This window comes from Streptomyces sp. NPDC001970 (genome assembly GCF_053594115.1).
This window is the reverse complement of record NZ_JBSFDW010000016.1, coordinates 97,036-103,985: the sequence shown is the minus strand read 5'-3', so window position 1 is coordinate 103,985 and position 6,950 is coordinate 97,036. Positions and strand designations below refer to the sequence as shown.

Genomic DNA, 6,950 nt, shown 5'->3' with positions numbered 1-6,950 from the left:
GCGTCTCCCGGAACCCGCGGTCACCGCGCCGGTACGGCTGCGGTTGTCACCCGGCGGACGACCGATGAGATGCCGGGCCCGGTCCCGGAGGTTCCGACCTGTCCACGCCCGAAGCATGCGTATCCGGGGCACCCGCATGCGCCGGGCCGTCGCGGGCTGCGTCTCCCGGAACCCGCGGTCACCGCGCCGGTACGGCTGCGGTTGTCACCCGGCGGACGACCGATGAGATGCCGGGCCCGGTCCCGGAGGTTCCGGCCTGTCCACGCCCGAAGCATGCGTGTCCGGGGCACCCGCATCGCCCGCCGCGAGGAAATCCACCACGGCCATCGCGAGGAGCCACACGAGTGTGATGCCGATGACGACCCAGCCCGTGGGAAAGCTCCACAGGAGGTACGTGATGACGGCCACGGCGACCAGCACCCAGGTGATCCACGTCCGGTAACGACGCACGAAAGGCCCCACCGGACCGGTGCGCAGGCCCGCACGGTCGGCGTTGGAGCGGACTGCGCCGATGCCGGAGTTCCACAGCCCGCGCACGAGCGTGGGCGCCCTGCCCGGGCCGGAGAGCCAGGCGGCCAGCGCGATCACCACACCGAGCGTGGCGGCCATCCGCACCGTGGTCCGCAGATAGCGCGTCAGCACGTCGTAGACGGACTCGGCGGCGGGCTGGGAGACGCTGTCCGGCAGCGCGTTGAGATACACCACGCGGAAGACGCTCAAGGCGAAGCCCAGCACCAGCGCGGCCACGGCGAAGCCGAGTGCGGCGATCACCAGGGTGCGCCGCCGGTGTGCGGCGAGCAGCACTCCCGCGGCGATCAGCACCACCGCGAGCACGGGCAGCCAGAACCCGGCGATCTCGAGGAGCTGGAAGGCCGTCTTGACCCTGCCGATGTGGTCGTCCCGCAGGACGGTGAAGTCGGTGTGCACCTCGGGGATCTTCGCGGCCACCGTCAGTCCGTCGTCGACGAGGCGCTGTTTGACCTGGTCGACGACGGGGCCGAGGTCGATGCTCACCGAGTTGTTCTTGATCTGCACCGCGCTGTCGCTGCTGCCGGTCAGCGCCTTGTCCACGGCTGCGTGGACCCGGCGGTTGGCGTCGGTCCAGATCCTCGCGAAGGTTCCGGAGGCGATGACCTCCTGCGCCTTGTCGTCGACGAAACTGCGGACGGCGCTCTCCAGCGAGTTGCCGAGCAGACCGAGCGCCGTCTCCAGGCGTGGCCGGTCCGCCGGGGCGACGCCCTCGAGGAGGTTGGCCAGGTCGATGTGTTCCATCACCGCGTCGGTGACCCGCCCCGCCGCGGCCGACTGGATGGCAGGGTCCGAGGCGAGCGGTGCGACCGTGTCGACGTACCGGTCCGTGTTCGCCACCTCGTCCGACGTCCACGCGGCAACGATGGCGAACGGCACGAGGACACAGCCGATGACGATGAGCAGGGCCGCGAAGAACGACCGCGTCCGGTGCCGGGGCGCCCTGGGCGGCCTGGCCGTCTCGAGTGCCGTGATGCGCGTGCGCAGCTGCTCGATCTCGGCGCGCGCATCATCCCCGCCGGGCGACGCCGCGCCACGCCCCCCGGCGCCCGTCCCCCCGCCGGCGCCCGGGCCCTTACTGGCACCGGAGCCCGTTGCTCCGTTTTCCGACATGGCGCGTCCTCCCCGTATGTATGGGTGGCTCCAGCTGACCCCGGGGCACTGGCCCACGCGAGCGGGCCGGGGCCGCATGAGTGAACGCGGTACCGCACGGCGGGACCCTCGCCCGTCCGGTCATGTCCCGCTCGCCGCTCCCCCACCCGCGCCCGGCACTGGTCCTGCCGCCCTGAGCGCCGTGCCGGCGCGCCCGCACGCAAAGGGCCCTCAGGCGAGGGACGTTGGGGGAGACAGACCGTGGAGCGACTTTCTCGTACGGCCGCCGGGCCTGATGAACTCAGCGGCTTTCTCGCGCGCCGGCGCGGTCGGCGCGGCTGCTGCTGCGCTCGAGCAGCGGGGGCCCGAGGGCATCGGGCGCTCGGTCCGCTGCGGGCCCGCGCCTGCAGCGTCGACGCGTCTTCACGTCGACCGTGGGCTCACTCGGGCTGCGAGGGCCTGACGACGCCGGCGGCCGGTCACCTCGTCGAGGGGTTTCGCGACCTGCTGAAGACGGTCACGGGCGTCACCGCGATCGTCGTGGGCATGCTGCTCGCGACGTCGCTCGCGCAGCGGCGGAGCGACGTCGCCGGCGAGAGCCGACGGACACCGCTCCCTGATCCGGCCTCAACCACGAGAGAGGCCCTGGTCCGCCTCGACGAGCCTGGCGAGATTGGCCAGTGCCATCCGCGTGCCGGTCTCGTTGTCGGCGGCAGGGACGCTGTCCGGAATCCCTTCGTGCACGATCAGGACGTCCGTGCCGCCGTCGGCTTCGGTGAGCGTGGTCGTCATCGTCATCGTGCCGCCGAGTCCGGGATCCGCCGTCTCGAACTCGAAGACCTCGACCACTTGCTCGTTCGGCACGAGTCGTGCGAAGTGGCCGTGGTACGTGTCGGTGCGCGCTGTCGACTTGCCCATTCCGTTCGGCGCGTCATACGTGAGCGAGACGCGGAAGCAGCCGCCTTCGCGGGCATCGAACTCGTGCACGTGGCTGCTCATGCCGGACGGCACCCGCCACACCGCGATCGCGGCCGCATCGACGAGCGCCCGGTAGACGGCCGAACGCGGGGCATCGATGTGGCGGGAGACCTGCGTCGCGTACACGCCGACAGACTACGGGGCTCGTCGAGCGACTCGCGCGGCTTGGGGGTGCTGCTCGCGGCGTGCCCGGGTCGGGCCACAGAAGCGATTCGAGGTGCTTCAGCAGTCCGGAGCGCGGCTTCTCACGGACCTGTCCGTCGGCGGTGAGGCGGGTGCGGTCGCAGGCACGGCAGAACGGACGGTCGTACACCGGTTCGGCCGCAGGCTCCACGGGGCGCAGGACGCCGCCCCGGGAGCCGGGCACGATCCGGAATACGGGCCTGGCCGTGTGTGAGAACTGGCGTCGCCCGCTGTAGGGCGGGGCGCGCGGCGTCCGGTGCGTGCCATCGCCAAGGCGGAGGATCATCCTCGTACCGGACGTACTCGGATGGCTCCGACAACACAGCGTCGGGGCACCCCCGTGCCCGAAGGGCTACGGGGTGGGGGCACCTCCCAGGCGCAAGCTCTGGGGGAGCGTGCCAGGCATCGCAGGCCAAGCAAGATTCGCCGGACACGGCCTAGCCGCGGTACGTCTCCAGCAGCCGCAGCCACACCTCGCTGATCGTCGGGAACGCCGGGACCGCGTGCCAGAGGCGGTCGATCGGGACCTCGCCCGCGACAGCGATCGTCGCCGAGTGGAGCAGCTCGCCCACGCCGGGGCCGACGAAGGTGGCGCCGAGGACGATCTCGCGGTCGAGGTCGACGACCATGCGCGCGCGGCCCCGGTAGTCGTCGGCGTAGAGCCCGGCTCCGGCCACGGCTGCGAGGTCGTAGTCGACGGCGCGCACCCGGCGGCCCATCGCCTCGGCCTCGGCCAGGGACAGGCCGACCGACGCGGCCTCGGGGTCGGTGAACACGACCTGCGGGACGGCGTCGTGGTCGGCGGTCGCGGAGTGCGCACCCCAGCGGTCCGTCTCCAGGAGCGGGACGTGCTGGGCCCGGGCGGCGATCGCGGCGCCCGCGATGCGTGCCTGGTACTTGCCCTGGTGGGTCATGAGGGCGCGGCGGTTGACGTCCCCCACCGCGTACAGCCACTCCGAGCCCTCGACCCGGCAGCTGTCGTCGACAGGGAGCCAGGAGCCAGGTTCCAGGCCCACGGTCTCCAGCCCGATGTCCTCGGTGCGGGGGGCGCGTCCGGTGGCGAAGAGGACCTCGTCCGCGTCGATCAGCTCGCCGTCCTCGAGGACGACCGTGACCGGTGCTCCGCCGCCGTTGCGTTGTACCGCGGCGACGGACACGTTCGTACGGACCGTGGCGCCGGCCTCGGTGAGCGCCTCGGCGACGTGCTCGCCGACGAAGGGCTCCAGGCGCGGCAGCAGTCCCTTGCCGCGCACCAGCATGGTGACCTGCGAGCCGAGCGCCTGCCAGGCGGTGGCCATCTCGGAGCCCACCGCTCCGCCGCCGACGACCACGAGCCGGCCGGGGACGGACTGCGCGCTGGTCGCCTCCCGGCTGGTCCACGCCCTGGCACCGGCGAGTCCCGGCAGGTGCGGCAGGACGGCCCGGCTGCCGGTGCACACGGCGACGGCGTGGCGAGCGGTCAGCACATGGTGCTCGTTCTCCGGTCCCTCGACGACGACCTTCCGGTGGCCGTGGAGGCGGCCGTGGCCGCGGAAGAGGCGGGCACCGATCGCGTCGAGCCAGCCGACCTGGCCGTCGTCCTTCCAGTGGGCCACGTACTCGTCGCGGTGGGCGAGCACCTCGGCCGCGTCGAGCGGGCCCTGGACGGCGTGCCGCACGCCGGGGACCCTGCGCGACTCGGAGCGGGCGATGACGGGCCGCAGTATCGCCTTGCTCGGTATGCACGCCCAGTACGAGCACTCGCCACCGACGAGTTCGCTCTCCACCACCGCCGTACTGAGTCCGGCGGCCCGGGTCCTGTCCGCCACGTTCTCGCCGGTGGGCCCGGCCCCCAGCACCACTACGTCGTACTCCACGGCTGCCGTCATACGCACAGTCTCGTGCCACGTGTGGGCCGCGGCCACATGGGCAGGCGGAATACGGCCACCCCGTCTGTCGTTGTGCGGGGCGGTGCCGGACGGACACCAGGAAGAGGTAGGAAGCAATGAGCACTATCGAGCTCACCAAGGAAAACTTCGATCAGGTTGTAGCCGACCATGACTTCTTGCTGATCGACTTCTGGGCTTCCTGGTGCGGTCCGTGCCGCCAGTTCGCCCCGGTCTACGAGAAGGCCTCGGAGCGCCACCCCGACCTGGTCTTCGCGAAGGTGGACACGGAGGCGCAGCAGGAGCTGGCAGCGGCGTTCGAGATCCGCTCGATTCCGACGCTGATGATCGTCCGTGACAACGTCGCGGTGTTCGCGCAGCCCGGTGCGCTGCCCGAGCCCGTGCTGGAGGACGTGATCGGCCAGGCCCGCGGGCTGGACATGGACGAGGTGCGCAAGTCCGTCGCGGCCGCACAGCAGGGCGCTGCCGCACAGCAGGGCGAAGGCGCGCAGTAGGGCGCAGACGCTCGACAGGGGAGGCGCGCAGTAGGGCGCAGGCGCTCGACAGGGCGAGCCTCGGCAGGGCGAGGACGCTCGGCAGCAGGGAAACGAGGCCGGGCCCGGGCCGCCGCCGGAACAGCGGCGGCCCGGGCTTCGGACTGTCGGAACGGGTGACGCGTCCGCTGCCGGCAGCCCCTCGCGCGGTCCGGTCCCGCCTGTCAGAACGGATGGCCTGCGGCCTCTCGGCGTACGGTCGTCCAGCGCAGTTCGGTGAAGGCCTCCAGATTGGCCTCGCCGCCGAAGCGCGCGCCGGTGCCCGACGCCGCGACGCCGCCGAACGGTGCGACCGCCTCGTCGTTGACCGTCTGGTCGTTGATGTGGGCGATGCCGGTGGGGATCCGGTCGGCGAGTTCGAGGCCCAGCGCGGTGTCGCGCGTGACGATGCCCAGCGAGAGTCCGTACGGGCCCGCGGCCGCGAGCGTCGCCGCCTCGTCGAGGGTGGTGAACGAGCGGACCGGGGCGACCGGGCCGAAGACCTCCTCGGCATAGACGGGGGTGTGGTCGTCGACGCCCGCGAGGACGGTGGGGCGGTAGAACAGGTCGCGATGCGTACCGCCCGCGGCGAGCACGGCACCGCGGGCCGTGCTGGACTCGACGAGGCCGTGGATACGGGAGAGCTGACCGCGGTCGATGACCGGGCCGAGGTGCACCTGCTCGCGGTGCGGATCGCCGACGGCGAGCGAGTCCGCCTTCGCGGCGAGCCGTTCGACGTACTCGTCGTAGAGCGAGGCGTGCACGAGGTGGCGGCCGGTGGTCATGCAGATCTGGCCCTGGTGGAAGAACGAACCCCACGAGGCCTGGGCCACGGCCGCCTCGATGTCGGCGTCCTCCAGGACCACGAGCGCGGAGTTTCCGCCGAGTTCGAGGTGGACGCGCTTGAGATGGCGGCCCGCGGCCTCGCCGACGGTACGGCCCGCGGCCGTCGAGCCGGTGAACGAGATGACGGGGACGCCCGGTTCGGCGACGAGCGCCTGGCCCACATCGGCGCCGCCCGGAAGGACGTGCAGGAGATCTCCGGGGAGCCCGGCCTCCGCGAAGACGGCGGCGAGGGACACACCACCGCAGACCGCGGTGCGCGGATCGGGCTTGAGCAGAACGGCGTTGCCGATCGCGAGGGCCGGGGCGACCGAGCGTATGGCGAGGATCAGCGGGGCGTTGAACGGGGCGATGACGCCGACGACGCCGGCCGGGGCGCGGCGGGTGTACGACAGCCGGGGCTGCTCGCTGGGCAGCACCTGCCCGGTGGGGCGGGAGGCGAGTGCGGCGGCCTCGTAGCACTCCTGGGCGGCGACGTGCAGCTCGAAGTCCGCCTTGCCCGGGATCGAACCGGACTCGCGGACGAGCCATTCGCGCAGCTCGGCGGCGTGCTCGCCGAAGAGGTCCCCGGCCCGGCGGAGCACGGCGGCCCGCACGAAGTGCGGGGTGCGGGCCCACGCGGACTGGGCCGCCGCGGCGGACTGCGCGGCGGTGGACACGTCCTTCGGCGTGGCGAGGTGCACGGCGCCGAGCGTCTCACCGGTGGCGGGCTCGACGACGTCCGACTCACCTCCCGAAAGTCTGACGGGTTGCCACGTCTTGGGATCGAGCAGGGACATGAAGACTCTCCAGTCGCTCGGTTTCGCTCAGTTTCACCCAGTTGAACGTGCAACATCGTAACCATGCGGAAGGCTCCGCGTGCGGTCCGGCGGCGCGTGGACAGTGCGTCAACTCACGTGTGGGAGCGACGAGTTAGCGACGAGTTGGA

At 72.2% G+C, this 6,950-nt stretch carries 5 protein-coding genes; 1 reads left to right on the top strand and 4 read right to left on the bottom strand.

Going from position 1 to position 6,950, the window contains the following annotated elements; translation table 11 throughout:
* Positions 1-204: 204 nt before the first annotated feature.
* From ACWCP0_RS20610 to ACWCP0_RS20600, 3 genes are all read right to left on the bottom strand, one after another.
* Positions 205-1,641, bottom strand: a complete 1,437-nt coding sequence (locus tag ACWCP0_RS20610) for a hypothetical protein (RefSeq protein ID WP_451080242.1) — start codon at positions 1,639-1,641, stop codon at positions 205-207.
* Positions 1,642-2,247: 606 nt separating this feature from the next.
* Positions 2,248-2,724 (bottom strand): SRPBCC domain-containing protein, encoded by a 477-nt coding sequence (locus ACWCP0_RS20605; protein ID WP_451080241.1) that lies wholly within the window; start codon positions 2,722-2,724, stop codon positions 2,248-2,250.
* A gap of 494 nt (positions 2,725-3,218) precedes the next feature.
* Entirely contained in the window at positions 3,219-4,649 is a 1,431-nt protein-coding gene (locus tag ACWCP0_RS20600; protein ID WP_451080240.1) for a dihydrolipoyl dehydrogenase family protein, read from the bottom strand.
* Positions 4,650-4,765: 116 nt separating this feature from the next.
* Here ACWCP0_RS20600 and trxA point away from each other — a divergent pair, with 116 nt between their 5' ends.
* A complete protein-coding gene (trxA, locus tag ACWCP0_RS20595; RefSeq protein WP_451080239.1) occupies positions 4,766-5,161 on the top strand; it encodes a thioredoxin in 396 nt (131 codons plus the stop codon).
* Between the two features lie 203 nt (positions 5,162-5,364).
* Here the strand turns inward: trxA and ACWCP0_RS20590 are convergent, their stop codons facing one another.
* Positions 5,365-6,801, bottom strand: a complete 1,437-nt coding sequence (locus ACWCP0_RS20590) for a benzaldehyde dehydrogenase (RefSeq protein WP_451080238.1) — start codon at positions 6,799-6,801, stop codon at positions 5,365-5,367.
* Positions 6,802-6,950: the final 149 nt, after the last annotated feature.